Source organism: Flavobacterium gilvum (genome assembly GCF_001761465.1).
Taxonomy (GTDB): domain Bacteria; phylum Bacteroidota; class Bacteroidia; order Flavobacteriales; family Flavobacteriaceae; genus Flavobacterium; species Flavobacterium gilvum.
In genome coordinates this window covers 3,762,380-3,787,037 of record NZ_CP017479.1, presented here as the reverse complement: position 1 = coordinate 3,787,037, position 24,658 = coordinate 3,762,380, and the positions used below count along the sequence as shown (strand labels likewise).

Annotated in this window: 27 protein-coding genes; 10 read left to right on the top strand and 17 right to left on the bottom strand. The window is 33.9% G+C overall.

Annotation, left to right across the window (positions count from 1 at the left end):
- The first annotated feature begins 4 nt into the window (after positions 1-4).
- Together EM308_RS15410 and EM308_RS15405 are read left to right on the top strand one after the other, a co-directional pair.
- Positions 5-757: an ABC transporter ATP-binding protein gene (locus tag EM308_RS15410; protein WP_035638546.1), complete on the top strand. Its 753-nt coding sequence runs from the start codon at positions 5-7 to the stop codon at positions 755-757.
- 78 nt (positions 758-835) lie between these two features.
- Positions 836-1,807, top strand: coding sequence for an MlaD family protein (locus EM308_RS15405; protein ID WP_035638444.1), 972 nt, complete (start codon positions 836-838; stop codon positions 1,805-1,807).
- A gap of 1 nt (position 1,808) precedes the next feature.
- On the opposite strand, the gene EM308_RS15400 is transcribed toward EM308_RS15405, so the two are convergent.
- On the bottom strand, positions 1,809-2,930 hold the full coding sequence (locus tag EM308_RS15400; RefSeq protein ID WP_035638549.1) for a cysteine desulfurase family protein: 1,122 nt from the start codon (positions 2,928-2,930) through the stop codon (positions 1,809-1,811).
- A gap of 1 nt (position 2,931) precedes the next feature.
- Positions 2,932-3,855, bottom strand: coding sequence for an EamA family transporter (locus EM308_RS15395; RefSeq protein ID WP_035638447.1), 924 nt, complete (start codon positions 3,853-3,855; stop codon positions 2,932-2,934).
- A gap of 186 nt (positions 3,856-4,041) precedes the next feature.
- Between EM308_RS15395 and EM308_RS15390 the strand changes: the two genes are divergently transcribed.
- Positions 4,042-4,989 carry a hypothetical protein gene (locus EM308_RS15390; protein ID WP_035638449.1) on the top strand — a complete coding sequence of 316 codons (948 nt, stop codon included), beginning with the start codon at positions 4,042-4,044 and terminating at the stop codon, positions 4,987-4,989.
- A 95-nt stretch (positions 4,990-5,084) separates the two neighbouring features.
- Here the strand turns inward: EM308_RS15390 and EM308_RS15385 are convergent, their stop codons facing one another.
- Complete coding sequence (locus EM308_RS15385) at positions 5,085-5,636, bottom strand: Smr/MutS family protein (protein WP_035638451.1); 552 nt, start codon at positions 5,634-5,636, stop codon at positions 5,085-5,087.
- Positions 5,629-5,811, bottom strand: coding sequence for a hypothetical protein (locus tag EM308_RS15380; protein WP_035638453.1), 183 nt, complete (start codon positions 5,809-5,811; stop codon positions 5,629-5,631). The genes EM308_RS15385 and EM308_RS15380 overlap by 8 nt, the downstream gene beginning before the upstream one ends.
- A gap of 221 nt (positions 5,812-6,032) precedes the next feature.
- Here EM308_RS15380 and EM308_RS15375 point away from each other — a divergent pair, with 221 nt between their 5' ends.
- The 3 genes from EM308_RS15375 to EM308_RS15365 all read left to right on the top strand — a co-directional run bounded on the left by EM308_RS15375 (position 6,033) and on the right by EM308_RS15365 (position 10,005).
- A complete protein-coding gene (locus tag EM308_RS15375; RefSeq protein ID WP_035638456.1) occupies positions 6,033-7,331 on the top strand; it encodes a spondin domain-containing protein in 1,299 nt (432 codons plus the stop codon).
- Between the two features lie 432 nt (positions 7,332-7,763).
- Complete coding sequence (locus EM308_RS15370; protein WP_035638458.1) at positions 7,764-8,459, top strand: response regulator transcription factor; 696 nt, start codon at positions 7,764-7,766, stop codon at positions 8,457-8,459.
- A gap of 67 nt (positions 8,460-8,526) precedes the next feature.
- Positions 8,527-10,005 (top strand): sensor histidine kinase, encoded by a 1,479-nt coding sequence (locus EM308_RS15365; protein ID WP_035638461.1) that lies wholly within the window; start codon positions 8,527-8,529, stop codon positions 10,003-10,005.
- Positions 10,006-10,634: 629 nt separating this feature from the next.
- On the opposite strand, the gene creD is transcribed toward EM308_RS15365, so the two are convergent.
- From creD to EM308_RS15340, 5 genes are all read right to left on the bottom strand, one after another.
- Positions 10,635-12,005 carry a cell envelope integrity protein CreD gene (creD, locus tag EM308_RS15360; protein ID WP_035638463.1) on the bottom strand — a complete coding sequence of 457 codons (1,371 nt, stop codon included), beginning with the start codon at positions 12,003-12,005 and terminating at the stop codon, positions 10,635-10,637.
- 25 nt (positions 12,006-12,030) lie between these two features.
- A complete protein-coding gene (locus EM308_RS15355) occupies positions 12,031-12,363 on the bottom strand; it encodes a hypothetical protein (RefSeq protein WP_035638466.1) in 333 nt (110 codons plus the stop codon).
- Positions 12,364-12,428: 65 nt separating this feature from the next.
- Positions 12,429-12,725 (bottom strand): winged helix-turn-helix domain-containing protein, encoded by a 297-nt coding sequence (locus EM308_RS15350; RefSeq protein ID WP_035638470.1) that lies wholly within the window; start codon positions 12,723-12,725, stop codon positions 12,429-12,431.
- Positions 12,726-12,728: 3 nt separating this feature from the next.
- Positions 12,729-13,400: a YiiX family permuted papain-like enzyme gene (locus tag EM308_RS15345; protein WP_035638552.1), complete on the bottom strand. Its 672-nt coding sequence runs from the start codon at positions 13,398-13,400 to the stop codon at positions 12,729-12,731.
- Positions 13,401-13,479: 79 nt separating this feature from the next.
- Positions 13,480-14,094: a hypothetical protein gene (locus EM308_RS15340; protein WP_035638472.1), complete on the bottom strand. Its 615-nt coding sequence runs from the start codon at positions 14,092-14,094 to the stop codon at positions 13,480-13,482.
- A 74-nt stretch (positions 14,095-14,168) separates the two neighbouring features.
- Here EM308_RS15340 and EM308_RS15335 point away from each other — a divergent pair, with 74 nt between their 5' ends.
- Positions 14,169-14,516, top strand: a complete 348-nt coding sequence (locus tag EM308_RS15335; RefSeq protein WP_035638475.1) for a DUF1801 domain-containing protein — start codon at positions 14,169-14,171, stop codon at positions 14,514-14,516.
- A gap of 48 nt (positions 14,517-14,564) precedes the next feature.
- On the opposite strand, the gene EM308_RS15330 is transcribed toward EM308_RS15335, so the two are convergent.
- From EM308_RS15330 to EM308_RS15320, 3 genes are all read right to left on the bottom strand, one after another.
- On the bottom strand, positions 14,565-15,425 hold the full coding sequence (locus EM308_RS15330; protein WP_035638478.1) for a hypothetical protein: 861 nt from the start codon (positions 15,423-15,425) through the stop codon (positions 14,565-14,567).
- A 16-nt stretch (positions 15,426-15,441) separates the two neighbouring features.
- Positions 15,442-16,260: a 3-deoxy-8-phosphooctulonate synthase gene (kdsA, locus tag EM308_RS15325; protein ID WP_035638480.1), complete on the bottom strand. Its 819-nt coding sequence runs from the start codon at positions 16,258-16,260 to the stop codon at positions 15,442-15,444.
- A 256-nt stretch (positions 16,261-16,516) separates the two neighbouring features.
- Complete coding sequence (locus EM308_RS15320) at positions 16,517-16,969, bottom strand: hypothetical protein (RefSeq protein ID WP_035638484.1); 453 nt, start codon at positions 16,967-16,969, stop codon at positions 16,517-16,519.
- Between the two features lie 171 nt (positions 16,970-17,140).
- Between EM308_RS15320 and EM308_RS15315 the strand changes: the two genes are divergently transcribed.
- Positions 17,141-17,698, top strand: a complete 558-nt coding sequence (locus EM308_RS15315) for a YeeE/YedE family protein (RefSeq protein WP_035638490.1) — start codon at positions 17,141-17,143, stop codon at positions 17,696-17,698.
- A gap of 3 nt (positions 17,699-17,701) precedes the next feature.
- Positions 17,702-18,115 (top strand): DUF6691 family protein, encoded by a 414-nt coding sequence (locus EM308_RS15310; RefSeq protein ID WP_035638491.1) that lies wholly within the window; start codon positions 17,702-17,704, stop codon positions 18,113-18,115.
- Positions 18,116-18,360: 245 nt separating this feature from the next.
- Here EM308_RS15310 and EM308_RS15305 read toward each other — a convergent pair whose 3' ends face one another.
- Both EM308_RS15305 and prmA read right to left on the bottom strand, forming a co-directional pair.
- A complete protein-coding gene (locus tag EM308_RS15305) occupies positions 18,361-18,636 on the bottom strand; it encodes an ATP-dependent Clp protease adaptor ClpS (protein ID WP_035638493.1) in 276 nt (91 codons plus the stop codon).
- A 42-nt stretch (positions 18,637-18,678) separates the two neighbouring features.
- The gene (gene prmA, locus EM308_RS15300; protein WP_035638555.1) at positions 18,679-19,512 is read right to left on the bottom strand and encodes a 50S ribosomal protein L11 methyltransferase; all 834 of its coding nucleotides are present in this window, start codon (positions 19,510-19,512) and stop codon (positions 18,679-18,681) included.
- Positions 19,513-19,966: 454 nt separating this feature from the next.
- Here prmA and EM308_RS15295 point away from each other — a divergent pair, with 454 nt between their 5' ends.
- Positions 19,967-21,634, top strand: coding sequence for a tetratricopeptide repeat protein (locus EM308_RS15295; RefSeq protein WP_035638496.1), 1,668 nt, complete (start codon positions 19,967-19,969; stop codon positions 21,632-21,634).
- 417 nt (positions 21,635-22,051) lie between these two features.
- Here EM308_RS15295 and tpiA read toward each other — a convergent pair whose 3' ends face one another.
- The 3 genes from tpiA to EM308_RS15280 form a co-directional block, all read right to left on the bottom strand.
- Complete coding sequence (gene tpiA / locus EM308_RS15290) at positions 22,052-22,804, bottom strand: triose-phosphate isomerase (protein WP_035638499.1); 753 nt, start codon at positions 22,802-22,804, stop codon at positions 22,052-22,054.
- Positions 22,805-22,829: 25 nt separating this feature from the next.
- A complete protein-coding gene (locus EM308_RS15285) occupies positions 22,830-23,330 on the bottom strand; it encodes a TlpA family protein disulfide reductase (protein ID WP_035638502.1) in 501 nt (166 codons plus the stop codon).
- 198 nt (positions 23,331-23,528) lie between these two features.
- On the bottom strand, positions 23,529-24,629 hold the full coding sequence (locus tag EM308_RS15280; RefSeq protein WP_035638505.1) for a BT_3928 family protein: 1,101 nt from the start codon (positions 24,627-24,629) through the stop codon (positions 23,529-23,531).
- Positions 24,630-24,658: the final 29 nt, after the last annotated feature.

Genomic DNA, 24,658 nt, shown 5'->3' with positions numbered 1-24,658 from the left:
AGCTATGGAGTCGAATGAAATAAATAAAAAATCGATTGTGGTCATCAAGGATCTGAAAAAAAAATTTGGTGACAATGTGGTTTTGGACGGATTTAGTCTGGAATTGTTTCAAGGCGAAAATCTGGTTGTCATGGGCAAATCTGGATCCGGAAAATCGGTGATGATAAAATGCCTCATCGGATTGGAGCAACCCGACGAAGGTAGTATTGAAGTTATGAACAAGGATATCAAAGAGCTTTCACGGGAGGCTCTGGACGAGCTTAGAACCGAGGTTGGATTTCTTTTTCAGGGGAGTGCTTTGTACGACTCGATGTCGGTTCGCGAAAATCTAGAATTTCCCCTGCGTCGGCATTCCAAAAAATTTGGAATTATTGGCGATACCACTCCACTTGTTATGGAAGTTTTGGAAAGTGTGGGTTTGGCCAATACCGTCAATCTTATGCCAAATGAACTTTCGGGCGGGATGAAGCGTAGAATTGCATTGGCACGAACCTTAATTTTGAAACCAAAAATTATTTTGTACGATGAACCCACAACGGGATTGGACCCGATTACGTCAAAGGAAATTCTGATGCTTATGATGTCTGTTCAAAAAAAATACAATACATCATCCATAATTATCACGCACGATGTCGATTGTGCCAGAATGATTTCGAACCGAATGATTTTGTTAATTGACGGAATAAATTATGCCGAAGGAACTTTTGAGAGTTTGTCAACTTCCCAAGATCTCAAGGTGCAAGCTTTTTTTAAATAAGTTGCTAAGTCACTAAGATGCTTAGTTACTAAGAATCTTAGCGTCTTAGAATCTTAGAAACTCAGAAATTATTAGAAAATGGAAAAAACAGATTCGGAGAAAATAAAATTAGGCATGTTTGTCATAACGGGATTAACACTTTTTGTTCTCGTTATTTATTTTGTTGGCAATAAGCAAAAAATGTTTGGAAGCACCGATCATTTAACAGCTGTTTTTACAAATGTAAATGGGCTACAGCTCGGTAATAATGTACGTTACGCAGGTATTAATATTGGGACGGTCAGGGGAATCGAGATGATAAATGATTCCACTATAAATGTGGATATGATTATAGATAAACCGATGTTTTTAAACATTAAAAAAGATGCTTTGGCGAGTATAGGTTCTGATGGTTTGGTGGGAAGTATGGTAATCAATATCACGCCGGGAAAAGGAAACCTACCTCATATTGAAGCAGGAGATGTGATACAATCCTCGAATCGCGTCCGTACCGATGATATGTTGAATACCTTGAGCGTAACCAATAAAAACGCGGCTTTGCTCACGGCTGATTTGCTTAAAATTACAAAAGAAATCACACAAGGTAAAGGCTCATTGGGAACTTTACTCAACGACACAATTATGGCATCCGATTTGAAACAGACCATGAATTATTTAAAAAACACAAGTAAAGGAACAACTGAAATTGTTGAAAATCTTAATAAAACAGTCACGGCTTTGGGCGATAAAAATAGCGCGATAGGCGTGTTGAATGATCCTGCCACAGCCCAAAAAATAAGAACTATTGTAACCAACCTAGATCAGTCAACCCAAGAGATAAATAAAGTGGTGACCAACCTCAATGCTACGATTTTGAATGTTAAAAATGGAAATGGAGCCATCAATTATTTGTCTAATGATCCCAATTTGGTCAAAAAAATAGATTCTACAATGACAAATCTGAACAAAGCAACGATTCTTCTCAATGAAGACCTCGAGGCGATGAAACACAGTTTTTTATTAAGGGGTTATTTCAAAAAACAGGAAAAGGCAAAACAGAAAGCGAATTGATTTATATGGTTTTCAACCCTTCAATCAATAAATCAACATCTTCTTTTGTGTTAAAATGGCTGAAGGAAATTCGGAGACTCGGTTTTTTTAAATCATCATCGGATAACATTTCGGCCAAAACATGAGAAGGTCTAATGCTTCCCGATTGACAGGCGCTACCTCTTGAAACGGCGATACCTTTCATATCCAAATGAAATAAAATCATTGCTGTTTTACTTTCGTCAAAAGGCAAAACGACATTGAGCAGATTATAAAGTGTCTTTTCCCCATTGATTTTGAATCCAGGGAAATCAGTTTTTAGTCTTTCTATGGCGTAGTCTTTCAAAGATGCGATGTATTGACTTTCGGATTCCAGATTTTGACAAGAAAGTTCCAGAGCTTTTGCCATTCCTGCAATTTGATGGATGGCTTCGGTGCCCGGGCGTTGACCTTTTTCCTGTTCGCCTCCAAAAAATAAAGGTTGTAATCCCGAATTTTTTCGAACAAAAGCAAAACCAACTCCTTTTGGACCGTGAAATTTATGGGCACTCGCCACGATAAAATCAACAGGTGTATGCTGCAAATCAATTTTGGTTTTACCAATAGATTGCACTGTATCCGAATGGAATAGAGCACGATGCTCCTGGCAAATTTGGCTTACTCTGTCGATGTCCAGTATTGTTCCGGTCTCATTGTTTATGTGCATCAAGGAAACCAAAGTCTTTTTTTCTTCCGATAATAATTCGACCAAATGTGTCAAATCGACTTCACCATTGGGTTTGATTTTTACATAATCAACCTGAATTTCAAATTCATTTTGTAATGCGATAGCAGTATGCAATACGGCGTGATGTTCTATTTTGCTTGTGATTATGCGGGTTATCTTCAAATCTTTTACAGCCGAACGCATAATCCAGTTATTACCTTCGGTACCACAGGAAGTAAAAATAATTTCGGCTGCGGAAGCGTTTATTTGCTTTGCAATGGATTTTCTTGAAAGTTCAAGAATGTTTTTGGCATTGCGTCCCAAACTATGTGTAGAGGAAGGGTTGCCGTAATCTTCGGTTAGTATTTTGGTCATTTCCGCTATTACTTCAGGATGAAGCTGCGTAGTGGATGCGTTATCAAGATATGCTTTTTTCATTTTATATAGATTTTGAAACGACTGCAATTTCTTCAGATTTACTTTTTTTTTCAAAAATGATATTCTTATTAAAAACAATAATGGATATCAAAATTAAACAATAAGAAAACAGTTGAACCAACGAAATTTGTTCATTAAAGTAAAAAAAGGCCAAGCCAAAATTAATTATCTGGTTGATGTACATCAAGATACCCACAGTTGAAGAGTTGATGCCTTTTAATGCGTATAAATTTAAGAAAAGAGGAACAATTGTAAAAAACACTACAATGCTAAACAAACAAAGGTAAAACAAAGTTTCTGTTGGGATTGCACCGCTGTATTTTGGGTAAAAAGGCAAAATCAGCAAAGCAATAAATAGCAATTGTATGTTCAGAATAAGGAACTTGTCAAGTTCGCTGTTTTTGCGTTGGCTGACCAAATAAAGGGCAAAAGTTGTCGCAACTACCAAGCTGTAAAAAATATCCTGAAAGTGGTTTGCAGACAATATAACACAACTAAAAGCACTGATGGAAACTGCCAACCATTGCCAGTTAGTCAATTTTTCGTGAAGCAAAAAGAATGCAAAAACAGTTGTCAAAATTGGGCAGATTAAATAAGCAAGAGAACCCGCTTTGACACTCACATGATTGACCACATAAATAAAAATAAACCAATTGGCAGACAAAATTACGGCTCCTATTAGGGTTAATGCAGCAATACTTCTTTTTTTCTGCAAAGGCATTACCGAAAAGGTATTCCAGTTTTTACGAATATTTTTTTTTCGGAAAACTAAGTTTATAGCAGTCATCGTTAAGGCACTACAAAAAACGCGATAAAATAGGATATCGAGAGAAGGATAATGAGCTATTGGTTTTAGCCCCAGACTGAAAAAGCCCCAGAGAAAAAATGCCGTAAAAGCGGCTAAATAATATTTATGTTTTTTCATCGAAAAAAAAATTCGCCACAAAGGTAAGGATTTATGTAAGATGCTAAGTTTCTAAGTTTCTAAGATTCTGAGAAACTTAGAATCTCAGAAACTTAGTAACTCTAAAAAGGAACTTAGTAACTCTTTTTCCCTTCTAAAGTTTAAGAAACGAATTAAAAATTCTATTTTTGTTTAAAATATTAAAGAATGAAACGATTTTTAGGAATTTTGGTTTGTTTATTGGCTCTTGCGAGTTGTGATGACGGTGATTTGATAGTCGATACTATTGATTTTTCTGCTGTGACCACAAGCAGCTGCCCGGATAATAATCTTATTTTTAAACTCAAAGAGAGTGAAGCTTTGATTTTGAACATTCCAGAAGAAACTTTCGTAAACGATCCCACAGATCCCAATGCACCTATTAAATTAGATATAGGTTCTGCAAATCAGGTGGTTTATAATTTTTATAATGGAAAAGTAGTAGCAGACAATCTTTGTGCTTTAATTCCCCCAGCAATCCCAAGTATAAATAAGCAGTGGTTTGCCTCTTCGGGTGTTATAGAAATTACGACAACTGCCGTGAAAAAATTGGATGAAACCAATAACAGCACTAGGATTACAGGTTATAATCATAATATTATTTTCAAAAATATAACTTTTAAGAAGGAAGATAATACAACACAGTTTTATGAAACTTTTCCTTTTGGAGATTATTTGAAAAACATTGATCCATTGCCATTTAATTTTAGTGAATTATTGCAAATTTGTAGCAATAATGGTCAGGTATATGTTTTCAGCGAAAGCGCATCTTTTACATTAGATATTGATCCTGCGTTGATTGCAAACGAGGTAACTCCGATAAATAGCCCAAGAGTTGGAACAATAGGTCCAGTCAAAAATAAGTTGGCGTATCGTTTATTTAATAGTGTTTTGAGATCAGATTATTTTTGTCAACCTACTACGCCAATACTACCCACAATTAAAGAAGAATGGTTCGGTAGAACTGGAGGTACTGTAGAAGTTACGACCACTACAAGCGGACCAAATACTTTTAAGCACACGATTGTTTTTAAAAACGTAACACTCGAAAAAGACAACAGTAATTTCCAATTGGGGAACAATTACAAATATGGTGAGTTGCAAACCATTAAATAGAGAAAACAAAGCATAAAGAAAAAACGTCAATGTTGTATTTTAAAACATTGACGTTTTTTTTATTTTAAAAGTTGAAAAATCTTAAAATCTCCAATCTAAGATTTATTCTGCTTGAAATACACTTCGGTTGCTCCTTGACCATATTTTTGGTAGTTTGCATCCTGGAAAACAATATTATCATAGCGTCCCAGCAGAAAATCCAATTCGGCTTTCAATATGCCTTCGCCCACACCGTGAATGAAAACAATTTTCGGAATGCGGTTGCGAATCGCAAATTCAATATGGCGTTGGGCGGTTTCTGCCTGTAAGGTCAAAATGTCGTAATTAGACATTCCGCGTTTGTTGGGTACCAGTTTCTCGATATGCAAATCAAATTCAGGCACCGGCAATTCGTGTTTATCTTTCTTTTCTTTTACAAAACTTCGAGGTTTTGGGATTTCTTTTTCTTTCTTGATTTCATTGATGTTAATACCTTTTATATTGTCCATCAAATTCGCTGATTCACCTTTTTTTATGAGCTCATTGGCGGCAAAATTCATTACAAAACCATCAACGGTTTCAATAGTGACTACCTTATCTTTTACAGATATCACAACGCCGTCAACGGCTTCATCCAGAACCGAAACTTTATCACCTTTGTTAAACATCTTTTTCGTCTTTATCTTGGTTTTTACTTGGGGTTTTACTGCTCAATTTCATCATTCCTACCATGAAAATGACAATTGCAATAACCATTACATACACGTTCTTGTTGGAGCTTGATTGCTCGTAAAAAGCAACGCCAATAGCCAAAATCATCAGTAGAATAGTGAATTTTTTCATAACATTATTATAAGTTTCAAAAGTACTAAACTTTTTATAGGGACAAAAATAATACTGTCTGGATAGCAAAGTTCAAATTTGTTAAAATATTCATAAAAATGAGGCTGTGATACTTTTGTTATAATTTCGGGAAGTTTGCGTGATACCCTCTGCTTTTCTTTGCTTCATAAAAATTAATAACCCGCAGTTCTTAAAAAAAGGGCTGTTTAAATTTAAAAGAAATGAATAAGAAAAGATTAAGATTCCTTCCAATTGCTTTAGTGGCATCAGTATTTATTTTTGGATCATGCAGCGATGATAAAGACAAAAATATGGTTGAGAACAAAAGTACAAAAACAATTACTATTGAAAACGTGCTCGACAGTAAATTACTTGTTGAGTCTGGAACATTTCAAAATTCGGGTGCATCTCCAGTAATTTTTCCGGGTAATTCTGTTTCCTTTTCATTTTATGCAGGGCCTGGACAATCTTTGAGTTTTGCCACAATGTATGGTTTGAGTAACGACTTGTTTTTCGCTCCTAATAATCCAGGAATAAAATTGTACGATGATAGTGGGAAACCTATCACAGGAGATGTCTCTTCGCAAATTGACATTTGGGACAATGGTACAAGAGTAAATGAGGCTCCGGGCGCTAATGTAACACACCCAGGGGTAGCCGAAACTACAGCTAAAAATATTAAGAAAGTTGGAGGGACTACAGATGATTACGGGCATAGCTTTTTGGCAGCTTCACAGTTAATGTCTGTTTCACTTGCTTACAATGGAAATTCGAATTTTACTGTTACTATTTCAAATATTTCTGGCGGAAAGGCAAATGAAACTGGATTTAGTCCTGGTGTTTGGGCTATTTCAAATGTAGCAGGAGGAAATCCTTTGATGCCTAATCCAATTTATGCCAAAGATCAGCCTTCGGCAAATGGACTGACAAATATTGCTGAAGCCGGAATGACTGCCAATATGAGTTCTTATTTGACTGCAAATACGGGACTTTTCACAGGCCTTTCTCCTGTACTGGTTGTAGTGTATAAAGGGGATAATAATCCATTTTTTCAAACAGGTGAAAAAGATCGTGGCGAAGGTTTGAAAGATATTGCACAAACTGGAAATGCAGACGCACTTTATAATGCACTTAAATCAAAAGCGGGAGTAAAAAGTGTTTATGTTTTGAAAGAAGCTACAACAACAGCTTTATTACCACGAATCAAAGGAGCAGCAGGTGGAAAAGTTTCTCAGATGCTTACTCTTGAAGAAGGAGATAAAATTTCGATTGCGACTATGTTTGGTTCGTCAAGTGACTGGTTCTATGCTACTAAGTCTGGTGATATCAAAGCATCTGCAAGTGGTGACGTTTCTTCATCAATCGAATTATTCGATAATGGTACTACAGTTGATCAATATCCTGGAGCAGGAATCCGCCCTGCGCCATCAGCAAGTAGAGTAATATCAGTATTGCCAAATCCAAATCCATTTACTACAATTCCTGCTACAAGCAACATAATAAAAGTAACTCTGCAATAATTTGGCTTGTTTTCTGTTATAACGAGAGAGACTGCCTGAAATTCTATAGGCAGTCTCTTTTATGTTTAAAAAGGCGTAGGATATTTTTAACCCGTTGGGTGAAATTGCTTCGCCAATTCGCTATCGCTCGGGTCTGTTTAAATAAAAAATGAACCACATAGAAACATAGGTTTTATAGTTAATATGTAAAGAATGAATAGAAATAGCACTATTTTTCACATAGATTGCTATGTGAGAAGTGAAACGGTTATCTAGCTCTTTAAAAAAACTATAAATTCTATGTTTCTATGTGTTAAAAAATAATTTCACCCAACGCGTTTTTTTAATATATAAATAGAACGATGGATTAATTTATGTAAAAAAAAACCTTTTTTTTGTGATTTTGGTCTGATTTTAATATTCTTTATTAAAAGAAAAACACAACTTGTTATTATGGATACAGCATTAATTATTGAAGACGATCAAAATATATCTGACTTAATATCGATTCACCTCTCTGATATGGAGTTTGAGGTAGATACAGCTTTTGATGGAAAAAGTGGCTTGCTCAAAGCATTAAATAATAATTATAAAATAATAATCCTCGATGTCAGACTTCCTGAACTCGATGGACTTGAAGTTTGTAAAAGGCTTCGGCAGGAAAAAGTTCAAACCCCAATTCTAATGGTTACTTCAAAATCAGAGGAAATCGATAAGATTATTGGGCTAGAAATTGGAGCCGATGATTATTTAACCAAACCTTTTGGAATCAGGGAATTAATTGCTCGTGTCAAAGCGATACTTCGCCGGACAGAAATGACAAAAGAAAGACCAAAAGAAATTGCCGATCAGGAGATGCGTATAAGCGGACTCTTTATAAACCTCGACAAGCGAATTGTGGAAGTTCACGACAAACGAGTTGAACTTTCTCCAAAAGAATTTGATTTATTGGTGTTACTTGCTTCCAATCCTGGCAGAATTTACAGCCGAACACAATTTCTGGAATTGGTTTGGGGTTATCAGTTCGAAGGATATGAGCATACCGTGAACTCACATATTAACCGTTTACGTGCAAAAATTGAAACAGATCCCAATAATCCCGAATTTATTCTTACCAGTTGGGGGGTAGGGTATAAGTTTAGAGAATAATAATTTTCCAGACTTATTTGATAATTTCAACCTTAACACGATTTTAATTTTTTTAAAAAATAGAAATATGGAACACCCTAAAAAAACATCGTTTTTCAGTAGTCTGTATTGGAGGATATCCATTATTTTTATTCTGGTTCTTTTTCTGTTTGCAGGCATAAGTATTTATATATCAATAAAATCTGCCGATAAATATTCAGTAGAAGTAAATCAGAAACTCAATTGGAATCTGGCTCATAATGCCGTTTCGTTGATTAATCCAAAGTTTGAACACGGAACTGTAAACAAAGAAGCAGTTCAGGATATGTTACATTCCATGATGGTTATTAATCCGAGCATTGAAATATATTTACTTAATCCGAAAGGGGAAATATTGGGTTATATGGCTCCTCAAAAAGTTGTTAAATTGGAATCTGTATCCTTGGAGCCAATTTATCAATTTTTGGGTGATTCAAAAAAGCATAATTTAATTTACGGTGACGATCCTCGAAATCCAGGTGAAAAAAAGACATTTTCTGCTGCTAGAGTTATTGAGCAGGGGAGATTAACCGGTTACGTTTATATTGTATTGGCTAGTCAGGAATATGTTTCGGCAGCAAATATGGTTGTAGGAAGTTATATTTTGGGTCTTTCTGTTCGTTCTGTGGCAATCATTCTTGTTGTTTCTGCTTTTGTCGGGTTGTTACTGATTTGGTTTATTACCCGAAAACTGAATACAATTGTAAATGGAATCAAAGAATTTCAGTCTGGAAATCTGAATATTCATATTCCGGTGAAAAATAGTAATGAACTTGATCAGATTGGGCTTGTTTTCAATGAAATGGCAAAGACAATATCTGGCAATATTCAGCAGTTGAAAGACACCGATGAATTCAGAAAGGAACTTATCAGTAACGTTTCGCATGACTTGCGGACACCGATAGCCTCTATACAAGGCTATGCCGAAACACTGAAACTGAAAGAGGATACTATTTCTAACGAAGACAGACGAAAATATCTCGATATTATTTTTTCATCATGTGAACGACTCAAAAAAATGGTAAATGATCTGTTTGATTTATCTAAACTTGAAACAAATCAGATTCGATTGAATGTTGAACCTTTTCCAATTGCCGAGCTGATTTCGGATATAGCGAATAAATATCGCATTATTTCTCATAAAAAAGGAATACATCTCAATGTGTTTTTACCGAGTGAAAATCCTATTGTTCAAGCAGATATTAATTTGATTGACAGAGTATTTCAAAATTTGATCGATAATGCAATGAAGGTTTGCCAGGAAAATGACAGTATTAATATAACGATAAAAAATGAATCGGGAAAAGTAGAAGTTAGTATTGCTGATACTGGACAAGGGATTGGTCAGGATGAATTGCCTTATATTTTCGAGCGTTATTATAAAGGGAAGCAATATAGTGACACTACTGGTTTAGGATTGGCTATTGTTAAAAAAATTGTCGAATTGCATGATTCTTCTATCGAAGTGTTAAGCCAGTATGGAAAAGGAACTGTATTTAGTTTTGAATTATTAAAAATAGCTTCTTAAAAAGTTAGGGAATTATTTTAATTTTTAGAATAAATAAATTAAAATAAAAAAAAGTAATATAAAAATTGTGAAAATAGTATTTTTTCATAAATTGTGCGTTAGTTATATGTTAAGGATTTGATATGCGATAGACGATGCATGTATAGCCTTTTTCATTAGTTACAGAAAATAAAAGTAAAGTCTAACAAAAAAAAAGAAAATTAGAATGCAATTAATCTTACAATTAGGTATTGTAGCAGCAGTTCTTCTTTTGGCGCTGCTAGTTTATTTTGCAAATAAAATTAACCAAAAATCGTAAAGAAAACACAGTTTGATAGTATTTACATACAATGAAATTAAGTTTCGATTGATGATAATTTTTTGCAAAGTACAATTCAATGAGTTCTTTACTCTGAGCCACACAGAAAAAGAGCTTGCATTACACAAAAAAAAACTACAAAGTGAGATATCACTTTGTAGTTTTTTTGTTTTAATAAACTAATTATTTGGTTTTTAAATAATACCATTCACAAATATAAAATAATCCAATCTTTACTCTCTCTCCTTTGGAGAGGGTTGGGGTGAGGTTAAACAAAAAGGACTATTTTATATTTGTGAATGTTATAATTAATGGGTATTTGTGAATCGTGTTATTTATTCCAGTCAATTTTTCTTGAAAAATACATAACCGCTGCAAGGATTGAAAACAAACCAATGCTTCCTACCAAAAGAGCGTAGTTTTCTAGTTGGATAATAACATAAATAAAAGTATAAAGGCCTGTGAGTGCTGCCGCTATAAATAAAGGAAATTTTTTTCCTTTTAGAATCGAAACAGAGTAAAGCGATATCAATGAAATAACTGCCGTAGCTGCGATAAGATAGGCTTTTGTGAAACTGCTGTGCTCAGTGATAGAAATTAGCAGTGTGTAAAATAAAATCAATGCTAGTCCAATCATCGCATACTGGAAAATATGAATTTTAATTTTGCTGATGGATTGGATTAGGAAGAAAACTAGAAATGTTAAGCCAATCACTAGAAAACCATATTTTGCTGCTCTTTCATTTTGTTGGTATTGGTTTACCGGAATCACAAAGTCAACTCCAAAAGCATAAGTGTCCAAATTGGGTAATATTTCAAAAAATTGTTGCGAAAATGCCCTGTTGATATGGAGGATTTTCCAATTGGCAACAAATCCGTTGTTATCAATTTTCTTGGTTTTGTCATCGGGAAGGAAATTACCTGTAAAACTTGGAGCTGCCCAGTTGGATTGCATATTTAAAAGCGTTGTTTTGCCAATAGGAACCATTTTTATTTGCTTGCTTCCGTTGTATGTGATGTCGAAATCAAAGTTGGTTTTTCCTGTTTTCAAAGTGTTTTTCAAATCTATAAAACCGGTTTCAAGGGCTTGGGTTGAGTCGTTTACATTACTGCTGTAAACGGGTTCAAAAGTAAATTTGGTTCCGCCAAGATTGATTTTTACCTCGTCTTTGATGCTTTTTAGATTAGTGGTTTTTATCAGTATGGTAGTTTTATTCCATTGAATATTTTCAGAAGGAATATTTTTGCTACTAAAATCCGGCTGAATGTAAGAACCTTCAAAATTCATTTTGGAACTAAAAACAACCGATTCGTAATTGTTTCTATTAAGTAATTTGGTGTTTACATTGGATTTTGCTTTTAAGTCTTCTGGAAAAAAATAAGCATATTTGGTAATTGCCTTTTGCTGTTTCAGTGTTTCGTTTGTTTTTTGATTGATGGACAGTGTTTCTTCAAAAGTGATGTAAGGTACTTTTAGGATTGGACCGTAAAAAAAGACTTTTTCTCCCCATTTGCCATTGATTTCGGAGATAACTTCTTCCTGACGATTGGAACGCTCATTTATGAGGCTTTTGACAAATTCTAGAGGAATGAGCAAAATAAGGGTTAAAAATCCCACCATCAGCATTTTGGCAGTTGTTGATTGAAAAAGGGATTGAAAAAAAGAGACTGGGGATGAGTTTTGATTTTCTTGAGTTTCCATTTTTTTGTTGATTAAAATTATTTGATTAGAAAGGCGAATTATTGTTGTTGAAATAAAATAGTATTGAGTAGTACAAAAATGCTACTGGAATGTTGGCTAACAGCATTAGAATTTTTCGTCCAATGTATTTTCGCTGTTGCGGTAAAATATAAAAATGATACAGCAAATGACAGAGCATTATTCCATTGAGGATTGTTGCCAAAATGATAAACAGAAATCCAATAATCAATACAAACGAAGTATCTTGTAGTGTTAAAAAAAGGATTAAAAATACTGTCCCTATGGCAAAACAGCCAAGGGCAAGTTCTGTAGAAGTTCTTCCGTCAAAAGTTTCTTCTTGGGTTAGAGTAGTTTGCATAATTTAATTTGTTTTTTAATTTTAAAAGTACTTTGTTTTTCAAAGTTGTTGAATAAAAAAATACCTTAGCGTTTTTGTATTAATTTTTCGAGCGCATCGATGTGATCCTGAAAGGCTTTGCGTCCTTCTTTGGTTGTCCTGTAACTTGTGTTTGGTTTTTTGCCTATAAATTGTTTTTCGATGACAATGTAATTTTCTAGTTCCAAAGCTTTGGTATGGCTCGCCAAATTGCCGTCAGTAACACCCAATAATTCCTTCAGGGTATTGAAATCTGCAGATTCATTGACCATCAGAACCGACATGATTCCGAGTCGAATACGGTGGTCAAATGCTTTGTTTATATTTTGAATAATATTTTTCAAGTTTTAATACGTGTCAATTATAGTGGTTACCATTTTGGATTGTTCTAGATTTGCTGGGGCTACAACGCTTTCATCAAGCGGAATTTTGGTTCCGTATCTTTCTGTCAAGATTGCTTGCACCCGTTTATCAGACAGGTTAAAATCCTTTAATTTTTGAAGTGGGCACAGTTCAATTCCAGCTCCGTTCTTATAAATTTTCCAAATCAATTCAGAACAATATATTTTATCGTCAGACCATTCAAAATATAGATCATAGTCTCTGTTTTTTAATCCCTCTGCGTAGTTTTTCATTTTTTGCAGAATTTGTGAATTCAAAATTTCTGATGACTTTTTTAATCGTGTCACCACAAAATGATTGTCTTTTCCATGGGCAATCCAATCTGTGATGAGGGTGTATTTTACGGGTTGTACTGCTTCAAAAACATATTTTTTCCCTTTCTCAATAAATACAATGCCGCAATGTGAAAATTTGGAATTTGTTGCAATCCTCACAGCTTCACATTGTTTGGATTGGGATGTTTGAAAAATCATATCTCCTTCTTTTATTTTATTTAAAAAAGAAACTGGTCTGGCACCAAAAAGAATATTTCCAAACATGGAATTTGCGATAAACAATGCGCATCCAAAACTCATCAAGAAAGTAACTATGGCAAAAATATATTTCGTTTTTTTCATATCTGTACTTTTTGGGTCTTTATTTTTCATCGATACTTCTTGTTTTTAAGACTATAATTCTTCATTAATAATCTAAAATCTAATTTCTATCATATTTAAAATACATCATACTTCCATAAATAATATGACAAAGTCCAAAACCCAACGCCCAGAATTCTAACGCATATCCGGAAAACTCGGTGGCCAAAAGTCCAATAATTATTATTGTTAAACCAAGATAACGTACATCTCTTAGAGTGTATTTGCTTGCATTCACACAAGATAGACCGTAGAAAATCAAAGTTGCGGGAGCGATGAGTCCATAATTTTCATTTCGCAATAACAATAAAACAAAAATTCCGCCTGTTACCAAAGGAATTAAAAAGTTGGTTAATAGTCTTTTTGAAGTACTGTTCCAAATTGTTTCACCTTCTCTTTTTGTTTTGTTATAAGTAAGTAGTAGGGCAGTGGTTATGGATAAAAACAATACGGCAAGTCCTATTATGGCAATTAATTGAAAAGTATTGTTCTCTAAAGGGCTATTGATATAATAGTTATCGTTGCTTTGTTCAATCAGTTCGTGGGCTGTGAACGCGCCAATTAAGGCATAAACACCTGCCATTATCCCGCCAAGACCGCTCAAGGAAAGGAATTGCGAAGACTTGTTCATCATGTTTTTGATGTCACTGATGTCTTTTAAATATTTATCATCCATATATAAAGTACTTTGAATCACAAAGTAAATAATAAATTTTAAGAATAGCAATATTTTTTGATTAATTTTAATCTATGAAGTTAACAGATGAATACATCTATAAGCAGCCTGAAAAGTTCAAATTCATTGTTCTGCATTTGATAAGCGTTTTTGAAAGAGAAATTCCCGAATTGAAGTTACTTTACAAATGGGGTGTACCTTATTTTTATTATAAGAATAAACCGTTTTGTTATTTGGCTCCCAATCATAAAAAAGGTTTTGTTGATGCAGGTTTTGCAAGAGGATTTCAGCTTAAGGAAAATCAGAACTCTCTTGTTGGCGAAAAAAGGAATACTGTAAAATCGCTGAGGTATTATAATTTGGAAGAAATTGATAATGTTGTTTTGCTTGCAGTAATCAGAGAAGCTGTGACGTTATATTAAAAAAAAATCTCCCAGAGGAGATTTAATTTTTATAAAGTATGTGTATTATTAAAGTCTAAAGATTCCTCCGAAAGAAACGATGGTTTCCCCATACCAAAAATGATGTTGAGCGTGATCATCTGTATAAGTAGTTCTTACATCGGTCATGTTGATATAACCTGCTTTTAATTCTGTTTGCATGTAGAAATGCTTAAAGAAAGTGAAGTTTAATCCTGCATCACCGGAAAATCCATAACCTGAAATATGAAATTCATCATGTCTTTGTTTGCCCAAAACGGTAGCATCTGTTCTTGGAACCAACATTCCGACCCCAATACCTTCAGTAAAATTTAGCTGAAAAATATCTGTATTTGTTATGCCAAAAAGCGAAGAAATATCGGTGTAGTAAGCAGCTTCAGTAAAAATGTAGTTTAATCCATTGGTGTGTTCAAATTTAAGGAATTTACCGTCGGTCAAATTGATTGGTCTGTTATTGTAGATTCCGTTAAATTGAGAACCGGTTTCAGTTAAAGGTAAATTGATTGTTCCATTAATCATGGCGGTCTGATCTTGGGTCATGACATATTTCATGTGGTCAACCCCTATAGAAACATTAAATTTATCGTGGAAAAAATAACCAATTTTCCAGTTAGTCTGAGACGAAGTTAAGCTTCCTGGTTTGATATAATCGATATTCCAACCTTTTGGTAAATCATGAGATTGAGCATTTTCTACCGTAAAATTGTATCCTTCTCCTTCAAATTGGATATCGGAAGTAGTGTAATAAGATCTGTTTCCTCCCCAGTGAGCAAAGAATTTTCCTTTGTTGTGAGCTGTATATCTTTCTGTGATTGGATCATTTGCTTGAGAAAACGCATTAATTGATAAAAAAAGAACTAGGAATGGGGTAAATAAAAAGTTAGTTTTCAATGGTAATAATTTTAATTTAGAATTGATTTATGGTTTTTCTAATGGCAACCAATTTTTTCATTAATGGCTCGAAGTAGTCTAGGTGTAACATATTGGCACCGTCACTTTTGGCATTTGCAGGATCAAAATGGGTTTCTATAAAAATACCATCGACACCCACAGCAATACCGGCTTTGGCGACAGTTTCAATCATATCTGGTCTTCCTCCAGTTACTCCAGCGGTTTGGTTTGGTTGTTGCAACGAATGGGTTACATCCAGTACAGTTGTCGCATATTGCTGCATTGTTGGGATACCGCGGTAATCCACGATCATATCCTGGTATCCAAACATAGTTCCGCGATCAGTTACCATAACGTTTTGATTATCGCAGTCCAATACTTTTTGTACAGCATGCTTCATACTTTCCGGACTCATGAATTGTCCTTTTTTCAGGTTGACAACTTTTCCTGTTTTGGCGGCAGCTACCACCAAGTCGGTTTGGCGAACAAGGAAAGCAGGGATTTGTAAAACATCGACATAGGCGGCGGCCATAGCGGCATCTTCATTGGTATGAATATCAGTTACGGTAGGTACACCAAATGTTTTGGAAACTTTTTCAAGTATTTTTAGTGCTTTTTCATCACCAATTCCTGAGAAACTGTCTATTCTGGAACGATTCGCTTTCTTGAAAGATCCTTTGAAAACGTAAGGGATTTCAAGTTTATCAGTAATATTTACTAGTCTTTCAGCGATTCTTAAAGCCATTTCTTCGCCTTCAATGGCGCAAGGACCTGCAAGCAAAAAAAAGTTACCGCTCTCAGTATGTTTGATTTGCGGTATATTCTGTATGTTCATAGTTAGTTTTTTTTGAAAGTGCAAATGTAGCTTGATTTTGCGACTCCCGAATTAGTTTTTGTGATTATTTTTTTAAGAATAAACGCTAATATTTGAAGTCATACATATGATTAACGGCCAAAGAAATTAAATTAAGAGATTTCTAAATGATGATTAAGATTTTTGATTTTAGATTTTTGTAATGAAAATTCGAAGTTTTTTTTTTAATTCCGAAATCAAAAATCGTTAATTTACAATCTTAAATAATTTTAATCCGTTATTCTTTCTTTAGGCTAAGACCTAGAGGAACCATCAATTGTCCTCGTTCATAAATATTTAAATAGAGGATAATTGGTTTTTTTAGGCCTTCCCAGTTCAGTTCGTACACATCAAGGAAACCCGCTCCCATATCACTTGTTTTGGTTGGAAATGGACAACAGTTTTGCAATTTGGTGTAGGTAATTTTTTCTCCTTTTGGCCCTGCCAATGCATTAAGGAAATATTTTTGGTTAATCGTGTCATTTTTCGTGCCTCTGAAAAAAATATTGATAGGATAATCTTTGTCGTAACCGTATTTTTTGTCTTTACTGTATTGGGTAATTATAAAAGCATTATTATTCCCCAAAACTGGCACAGGAGCGTTGTTATCAACGTTTTTTATGGTAGATTTAATACTTCCGCAGGAAGCAAACAGCAGGAGTGTTGTAATAAATAAAGCTATTTTTTTCATTTTTTGAAAATTTCAGTTTTTTAAAAGTGATGTATTTCTTACCACAAATATAGGGAGAACTTTACACTGTATCTTATATTGGTCGGGAATACTTGTGTTTTTTTTGCCTAAAAAGAAGTGATGAAATAAAATGTCCAAAATCCTTTTATATTTGCATATAAAAAAATTGATATGGAAATATTTTTTCAAACTTGGCCTTGGTATGTGTCGGGTTTTATAATAGGAATGGTGATGTTGCTGCTGACTTATTTCGGAAAGAGTTTTGGAATGTCAAGTAATCTGCAGTCTTTATGTTCGATGACAGGACTTGGGAAACGTTTCGAATATTTTAATTTTGACTGGAAAGGAAACATCTGGAATTACGTAGTGGTTTTGGGAGCTATGGCGGGTGGCTTTGTAGCCGTTCATTTTATGGGAGATCCCGAAAATGTTACTATTAACCCAAAAACGATAGCACAGCTTTCACAAATGGGAATTGATGCTCCAAATGGACATTTGATGCCTCAGGCATTATTCGGAGAGCAAATTTGGCAATCGCCAAAAAGTATTTTAATTCTCCTGGGAGGTGGTGTTTTAATTGGTTTTGGAACGCGATACGCCGGCGGATGTACTTCTGGACACGCAATTTCAGGATTGAGTAATTTGCAATTGCCTTCTTTGAAAGCGGTTATAGCGTTCTTTATAGGAGGATTGATTATGTCACATTTTTTATTACCCTTATTTTTTTAGACAATGAAATTTTTAAAATATTTTCTTGTTGGATTTCTTTTCGGAATTGTATTAACCAAATCTGAGGCCGTTTCTTGGTACCGAATTTATGAAATGTTTCAATTCCAATCGTTCCACATGTATGGAATCATAGGTGTTGCGGTTGCAACGGGAATAATTGGAATCCAAATTATTAAACGAAAAAACATCAAAGACATAGATGGTCTTCCAATAAAAATTCAGGATAAAGCAAATGATAATGTGCGCTATTGGTTAGGCGGTATTTCGTTTGGATTGGGTTGGGCATTGGTTGGTTCATGTCCTGGACCAATTTTTATATTGATAGGAGCAGGGTTTATGTCGGTTATTATTGTACTTATTGGAGCTTTGATAGGAACCATCATTTATGGCACTTTGAAAAGTAAATTGCCTCATTAGTCTAAATTATTAGATATGATTATTTGATATTTAAAATGAAATTACGCATTGAACACAGATGATACAGATTACTTCGTCTGTTCGCTTCGCTCGGGTCAAGCGAATTTTTAATTGTTTTAAAGTTTAAAATCTGAGATAATCTGCGTAGTCTGCGTGCAAAAAAAATCAATAAAAAAAACCTACCCGAGATTGTACTTACTCAAGTAGGTTTCAGAATTAATCATTTTTGGAAATGATAGTATGACTTAGATTATTTCAGCACTCAAACCAGCTTCAAGTAATCCTGTGCATTGTACTTTTAATTTTTTGTATTCCCCTGTTTTAACGGTACATTTTCCATTGAAATGGATAATCAATGAGCATTGTTCCGCTTGAATGGAAGTGTGTCCACATACTCGAACAAGTGTGTTTATAACATGGTCAAACGTATTTACATCATCGTTATAAACGATTATTTCACTGTTTTGAGTTGTCGTCTCCTTCTCGCTTATTCTTTCCCTTACTTTCTCTATTGTACTCATGTTCTGGGTTTTTGTACTTTATTGATTTATAAAAAAGATATACTAATTTACGTATTTTATTGATACCCAGTTGTTTCTTTTTAGTTTTTTTGCAAAAGTTAATCCTTTTTCTGTGCAGGATGCATCAATAAAAGGAATATCTTCTTCGTAAAAACCACTAAACAAAATGGTTCCTCCCGGATTCAAACTATCAACATAACTTTGCATATCGTTCAACAAAATGTTTCTGTTAATGTTGGCTATAATCAAATCGTATTTTTTGTTTTTCAACAATGCGGCATCACCTTCGTATACTGTAATATGTTGACAATTATTTCGTTCAGCATTTTCAATAGAGTTTAAGTAACACCAATTGTCAATGTCGATTGCATCAATAGGTTGTGCACCTTTCATTTCGGCCAAAATTGCCAAAATTGCAGTTCCGCATCCCATGTCCAGTGTTTTGAGACCAGCAACATCCATTTCTAGTAAATGCTGAATCATCATGTGAGTTGTTTCGTGATGTCCCGTTCCAAAACTCATTTTGGGTTCAATTACAATATCATATTGAGCATCTGTTTTTGGGTGAAATGGTGCTCGAACATGGCAGTTTCCATCAACATCAATAGGGTCAAAATTCTTTTCCCATTCTTCGTTCCAGTTTATTTGCTCGATTTCTTCAAAAGTATAATCGATTTTGAATTCTTCCGATTGTAATATCTGAATGCCATCCAGTATCATTTCGTCCCAAAGGTCTTTTTGAACATAAGCTGAAATTCCAGTTTCGGTTTCAGTGAAACTTTCAAAGGCCTTTTCTCCCAATTCTGCAATTAATATTTCTGATCCAAGTTCTTTGGGTTCAATTGAAAAATGATACCCAATATAAATATTTGACATGATTATTTTTTTTGCAAATGTAATAATAGGATGCAATTTTTTTTGTATTTTAAAAATAATTTGACAGAATGTTTTTTTTAATAAGAAAAAAATCTGTTTTTGTAATTTTTTTTTCGATGAAAATCCAGTAAAATAAGGGGGTGGGTTTTTATTTTTTAACAAGTGAAATATTGTGGCAAGGTTTTTGTAAAATCCTAAAAATGAAAGAAAAGTTTTTTTTGAGACTCAAAGAAAACGATTTCTAAATTTATGTTCTTGTTTCTAATAGTTATACTTTTTTTGAATTCAAAGAAAGATTCCTGTCAAGTTTTTTGTTATTGTGTAACCTGTTGTTTTTTAATAGGTTGGTTTGGTTTTGGCTGAGGATTTTATTTGTGATTGTCTTATCTTTGTATGACTGTTTTTTTTGAAATTAATTCAAAACTATTTTAATATATAAATTAATTAATCGATCATGAAAAAAGTTTTTATTTACGCCGTTGTAATGCTGTTTTCTGTTTTTGTGGGTAAGGCTCAGGATATAAAACAAGCAAAAAGTGCTATAGATGCTGAACAGTATGAAGTAGCAAAAAAGACTTTAGAATCCATAACAGCTTCTTCTCCATCAGATGGTTATGCTAAATTTCTTTTGGGTTATGTGTGTCTCTTGAAAGGAAATCACGAAGCTGCCAAAAAGAATTTTGATGCCGGAATAGCTTGTTCTTCCAAAGCCAATTTTAATTATATAGGATTAGGTTTTATGGCTCTTGATAAAGAAAATGTAGCCGAAGCAGATAAAGATTTTGGATTGGCCTGCAAAAGCGTAGACAAAAAGACTATTGAGGAATCTGTATTTATAGGAAAAGCATATTGTTATTCTGTGCACCCTAATTACAATAAAGCAATTGAGATTTTGACTAAAGCTCGATTAATTGATCCCAAAAACACTTCTGTTTTATTGGCTTTGGCTGATGCTTATAAATTAAATAAACAACAAAATGAATCTTATGAGCTTTACCGTGAGGCTTTTAGGGAAGATGGGACTTTGTTGAGAGCCAAAATGGGATTGGGAGCTTTGATTAAAAATACCCATAACTTTCCAGCTGCGGTAACTTCTTTTAATGAAGTAATTGCCATGAATCCAAATTATGGTCCAGTATATCGCGAACTTGCAGAAACCGAATATCTTTGGGCTTTAAATGATGGGAGAAATTACGATAGTCATATTTCCAAAGCATTAGGTTTTTATGAAAAATATATGTCCTTAACAGATTATTCGTTGGAATCACGTATGCGTCACGCTGATTTTCTAATCTTGGCAAAAGATTATAAAGCGCTTGAGACTGAGGCAAATGAAATGACAAAATTGGATAAAGTGAATCCAAAAATTTATCGTTATTTGGGCTATTCGGCTTATCATAATAATAATTTGGATGTTGCTTTAAATTCTTTAAATTCATTTGTTTCCAATCCGTCTAGTAAATTAATCGGAAGAGATTATTATTATTTAGGAGCATCAAAATTAGGAAAAGCTTTAATCGCAACACCAGTTGATACTGTTGCTATAAGTAATGGAGTTTTGGATTTAAAGAAATCCATTGAGATGACACCGAATTTGGCTGGTGAGATTTCTGATTTGGGTAAAAAATTGTTTGAAAAGAAATTATATTCCAAAGCAGCTTCAGTTTATGAAATAGCAATTTCAAATGCAGAATCGAAATCATTACTGTTGGATAATTTCTATTTTGCTTCAGCTGCCTACTGGTCTTGTGCCGGAGTTGAAAAGTTGAATTCACATCAAACAGAACTATTAAATAAAGCCGATTTGTCTTTGGATAAAATTATAACAGCTTCGCCAACGACCCAGGATGCTTATCTTTTTAAGGCAAGAATTCAGGTGTTGCTTAAGAATGATATTATGGTTGCCAAAAATTACGAAGATTTTGTAATCGCTGCCAACAAAAAAGATCCAACGGAGCTAGCTTCCAAAGGAATGAAATCAAAATTAATAGAAGCCTATAACAACCTAGGTATTATTTACAGCGCTACAGATAAGGTTAAAGCAAAAGAGAGTTTTGATAAAACACTTCTTGTTGATCCCGCCAATCAGTATGCTATTGATCAGTTAAAAATTTTGAAATAGGATATATCAAATATTTTAAAACACAAAAACCAACGAAATTTCATCGTTGGTTTTTGTGTTTTGAGTTTTTTTGATAAGCTGTTAAAACACAAAAAAGAAGCATAAAGCTTCTTTTTTTGTTTTGATTTTTTTGGGCAAATCGGGTTTTGATGAATTCAGCAGCTTATTCTTAAGGCTTTTTTGGTTATTACCAAAATGGTAATTGAACTAAAAAAACCAATACAATAAGCTTTTGAAACAAAACCGAGTATTACTTTTATTTTAGATAATACCATAAGTATTAATCATTTACTCGATCTGAAATACTAAATCCTATACATGCATAGTATTTACAATAATGGTGCCAAACTTTTTTAATCATAAAAAAAGCGGTACAAATTATTTTGCACCGCTTTTAAGTATTGTATAAATTATTTTTTAGATAGACGTTACAATTGTAATGAAATCTTTTGCATTTAAAGCTGCACCACCAATAAGACCACCATCTACGTCTGGTTTAGAGAAGATTTCTTTGGCATTATCTGGTTTAACGCTTCCACCGTAAAGAATAGTAAGATCTTCGGCGATATCGCTTCCAAAAGCTTTACGAACTGTTTCTCTAATGAATTCGTGCATTTCCTGAGCTTGATCAGGAGAAGCAGTTTCTCCAGTTCCGATAGCCCAAACCGGCTCATAAGCCAATACGACTTTTTCCCAATCTTTGGCCTGAATGTGGAATAAACCATCTTTTAATTGATTTTCAACAATGTTGAAGTGATTTCCTGATTGACGGTCTTTTAATTCTTCACCAAAACAGAAAATTACTGTCAAATCATGTTTTAGAGCTGTATCAACTTTGCTTGCAATTAAAGCGTCAGTTTCATGAAAAATAGATCTACGTTCAGAGTGGCCCAAAATAACATTTTTTACACCTACACTTTTAATCATATCTGCAGAAATTTCGCCTGTAAAAGCACCACTTTCCGCTTGGTGTAAGTTTTGTGCAGCAACTGCAATATTTGAATGTGTTAAGTTTTCTACTGCCGAAGCTAGGTTTACAAATGTTGGGGCAACAATTACTTGCGCAGCGGTTTCAGCTGGAATTTGAGTCAATAGTTCGTTTAATAGTTCCTTTGTTTGTGATGCATTTTTATGCATTTTCCAGTTTCCTGCAACAATCTTCTTTCTCATTTTATTTTGTTTTTTGTTTTTGTAATTAAATCGATTCTAATTTTTTCAGCGTATCATTGATTTTCTCAAAGTCGGTTTCTATTGCACGATAAACAACAATTTTTCCTGTTTTGTCAATAATGATATATCTCGGAATCCAATCCAGATCTACTGCTGTTCCAAAAACGCCTTTCATGCCGTCGTTTGCCATGTAATGTAAGCCGTCTAGTTGGTGTTTATCGATACCTGCTTTCCATTTATCTGCAGTTTTGTCCATAGACATAAATACGTAGGATACGGATGGATTATTGGCTTGAAGTTCTTTTAGTTTTGGCATTGCTTTTACGCAATCACCACACCATGATGCCCAAAATTCTATAATTGTAGTTTTACCTTTTTGTTTTTTTAGAATATCTTTAAACTTTACCTGATTCCCGTCTGTGGATAATAAAGTCTCGGAAAGCGCTTTTTTGGAGAATTCAGTTTTCTGTGCTTGAGTACACGAAAATGTTGTTAAAGCGATAATTAAAAGGGTTATTTTTTTCATTTAAAATTAAATTTTTACAAAGTTAGATAAAGAATTGCAAATTTACTTAACAGATTTTAGAATTTTATGCTAAAAAAATATTAAAGTAATTACAATATCGTTATAGTTGATATTTTTTTTGGTTTATAGCCAAATAAAAAAATCTTGCAGGAAAATGATTTTCTGCAAGATTTTTTTATGTTTTATAAAAAGGGATAATTAAAAAGCCAAATCGTCAGTATCGTTATAATGCACTTTTTGTTTTACGGTTCCTTTTTCAAGAATTACAAAACTAGGATTGGCTCTTTCGATAGTTTTTAACGGAATTGCATCACAGAAATAAAAATCAAAAGTAATGCCATATTGTTTTTTGATTTTTGCAATTTCCTCTGGAGTAGAAGCTGTCATTCCGATTGTTTTGTAGCCTTTTGCGGAAGCGGTTTTACTGATTTGTTCCATTTTTGCAAGACCATCAGCATTGGCGAGAGCCAAATCATAAGCTACAATCATCAATAATTTTGGTTCCTGCAAAAGTTCTTCTTTATAATCAGAACCGTCTTTTTCCATTACGAAATCATGGATAGGAGGGACGTAACCTTCTGAAATCACTTTGTCTTTTCTGTCTACAAAAGTGGCACCGGCAGGAATGTTGGACAAATCTTTCTCTGAGAATTCTTTGTCAACACCATTCACTTTGTAGATAAAAATCATTTCTACTACCGATTTTGGAGCACCTTCCGGAATCTCCATTCCTTTTTGGATATTATTTCCAACTTTGTAAGCTCTAAAATCTTTCAGCGGCAGGTGATTAATTACCCAATATCCCATAAAACCACATAGAATAAAGGATAATAGCGCAAGAGAATTTTGAATTTTGTCGCTGAATAAAGGTTTTATTAATTTCATATTCATAAACAGAATCAATATGAAGAACAATAAAACAATGTCTTTTGTAAAGGATTGCCAAGGCGTAAGGTGTAAGGCATCTCCAAAACAACCGCAGTCTTTTACCACATCAAAATAAGCAGAATAGAAAGTCAGGAAAGTGAATTTTATGATTAAAAGCAACAAAAGCCAAATCGTCAATTTGGATTTGAAACCAATGAGTAACATTACTCCCAAAACCACTTCTAGGATTACTATAAATAACGCTATTGCCAAGGAAAAAGGAACAAAAAAAGGCATATTGAAAACAGGCTCGCTAAAATATTCGGCTAGTTTATAGGAGAAACCTACAGGATCGTTAAGCTTGATTAATCCTGAGATGATGAACAGAACTCCTACAAAAATTCGGGAGAATTGGGTGATGATGTTTTTCATTTTACGGGGCTTTTTTTTTGATATTTAGC